This window comes from Aminobacter sp. P4_H6_2 (genome assembly GCF_056400805.1).
Genome location: NZ_JBFUKO010000718.1, coordinates 1 through 2,574, shown reverse-complemented (window position 1 = coordinate 2,574; position 2,574 = coordinate 1). Strand labels below are relative to the sequence as shown.

The window sequence follows — 2,574 nt, the reverse complement described above, 5'->3', positions numbered from 1 at the left end:
ATCGAGACCGGGACATCGAGGAGCTCAGGATCCTCAACCTCGTCGGCGCGCTGCTCTAGCACGTCCACCAGCGTCTCTCGTCGACCCGACACTGCAACGACGTCGCCGGTCTCGATCACAAGCTGTGGGGTCGACTCCATGATCTCGCCTCCCCGCCGTAAGCGCTGGACGAAAAGCCGATGCTCTGGAAATTTTTCCTCGGCGGCCTTCACTGACAGGCCGACGATTGGCGCATGCGCCGCGATCCGATAGGCGCGCAACTCAAATCTGTGCCAGGCTGACGAAACACCAGCCGCAACGCGCTTGATGCCAAGTTCCTTCTCCAGCTTGAGTGCCTCGGCAGTCAGGTCGATGCCGAGCAGCTTTGGCCCGGCGACACTGCAGAACAAGATGACGCCAACCGCACCGAATATGTAGCACACCGCGTCTGCTACAGCGATGTGTGCCACAAACCGGGCACGGTCTGCCTCAGGCAGAGGGAGCGCGTTGATGGCCTCGGTCGCCGTGCCCATCGCCGGGCTCTCGGTGAGCGCGCCCGAGAGGAGCCCCGCCGAGAAACCCGGGTCGAGGCCGAGCGTCTTGGCAACGGCGATGGCGGTGAGGAGCCCTGTCACGCACACGACCACGGCGAGCACCACCGGCTTTACCCCGTCGCGCTTCAAGGCCTGCAGGAACTGTGGCCCGACCGAGTAGCCGATGCCAAAGAGGAAGAGCAGGAAGAGGAAAGACTTCGCCGTACTCGAAACCGGCACTTCGGCGAACTGCCCGATCAGGATGCCCGCAAAGAGGGAGCCGGTAACCGGCCCCAGGCTGAAACCTCCAAATTTTATGCCGCCGATCAGGTAGCCGATGCTGATCGCAGCGAACACGGCGAGCTCGGGATACTTGACAAGGAAATGTTCGAACCAAGCCATGATCAAACTTGCTCCCGCCTTCCCGAGCCCAAGCTACCGCGCATGCACCATTGCACAGCGCGGCTTGGGCAGTACCCGCTTCAGCGCTTCGACTTGGCTGCGACGGCTTCTGGTTTCACCAGTTTCAGTCCTCTCGCCTTCTCATAGCCGTGGATTTCCTTCACATCGAGCTTTCGCATGAAGTCGATCGTCTCTTGTGTCAGCACCTGGCCCGGCACCATGATCGGGAAGCCCGGCGGGTAGGGAATGACGAAGTTGGCCGACACCATCTCCGGCCCCTCGCGCAGCCGCTTGTCGCACTCGGCGCCGGCGAGCGGCACATATTCGCAAACGGAGGCGTCATAGGCGTTGAAGAAGGCGGAGCGAATGTCGCCCTCCGGCGTGTCCCGCCCGGCGTCGCTGCGATACATCTCGTGGAAATGGCTGAAATTGGGAAGGTCGGGCACGTCGGTCATCAGCGACTTCACCCGCGCCGCAAAGGCCGCGCGTTCTCCCTCCCCGCCGTCCGCAAGACGCTTTTCGATGCCATGGCAGATCTCGACCAGGACGCGGATGAGGTGGGCGATGTCGCTTCTTGTGTTGTTGATGTTCGACTGCAGCAGCACGCTGTTGCGCGACGTTTTGTTCAGCTGGATGTCATACTCGTTCGCCAGCAGGCCCTTGAACTGGGTTCCGTCAAAACCGGCGGTTCCGCAGACCAAAGTCATGCGGGTGGGATCGAGGTAGAATTCGTCTTCTCGCATCGCCTTGACCGCAGTGGCCCAGGTCGAGCCCGGCGCGAGATAATCCTTGAAGCCGGACTGGCGGTACTGTGCCGGGATCATTTCGTCGGCGCCGAGCACGCGGAAGTATTTCGAGATCAGCGGGTGTTCGTTCACCGCGCGACGGATCTTGAGCCCGATCTCGATAGCATTCATTACCAACCCATAACCCTCGAGCTCCATCTGCCGCCGTGCGACGTCGAGGCTGGCGATCAGCTGTTGGTTGGGGCTGGTCGAGGCATGGGTAAAGACTGCCTCGTGGAACTGAGCTTCCACCGTGTGAAAATCCACGTCCTTGACCAGAAGCATGGAACCCTGGCGGATGGCGGACATCGACTTGTGCGTGGAATTGGTCTGGTAGACACGAAGCCGCACTAGCCGCGGATCGGGGATCAGACGCGTTGCTAGCAGCTTCTCGTCAGAGGGTTTGTCGCCGAGTTCCGCCTGCTGCTTTTCATATGCATCGACGGACGCCGGATCCCGCAGCCAATCCTCGAGATCCGCGGCAGCCCCCATGGCCGTGCGCGGACGCAGGAACGGCGAGAAGCGGGCAAACCCGGACCATGCCTCGTCCCAGAGAAAGATGAGGTCCGGCTTGAGGGCGAGGCATTCCTCCATAACGCGGCGAACATTGTASATATGKCCGTCGAAGGTGCAGTTGGTSAGATCAAGCAGTTTCAGCCGGTTCAGACGGCCCTCGGCTCGCAATGCCAGCAGCGCCCGCTTGATGGTGGCGAGCGGTACCGCGCCGTACATCGAATATTCCGTCATCGGGAAGGCTTCGACGTAGTAGGGCTGCGCGCCGGTGAGGACCATGCCGTAGTGGTGCGACTTGTGGCAATTGCGGTCCACCACTGCGATGTCGCCGGGTGCAAGCAATGCTTGCACTGCCATCTTGT

At 61.5% G+C, this 2,574-nt stretch carries 2 protein-coding genes; both read right to left on the bottom strand.

Annotated features, from left to right (window positions below):
• A partial coding sequence (locus AC1DUU_RS29140; protein ID WP_476786804.1) for an aspartate-alanine antiporter-like transporter occupies positions 1-914 on the bottom strand: 914 nt, incomplete at its 3' end.
• Between the two features lie 80 nt (positions 915-994).
• Positions 995-2,574: aminotransferase class I/II-fold pyridoxal phosphate-dependent enzyme (locus AC1DUU_RS29135; RefSeq protein ID WP_476786803.1), on the bottom strand; the 1,580-nt coding region annotated here is incomplete at its 5' end.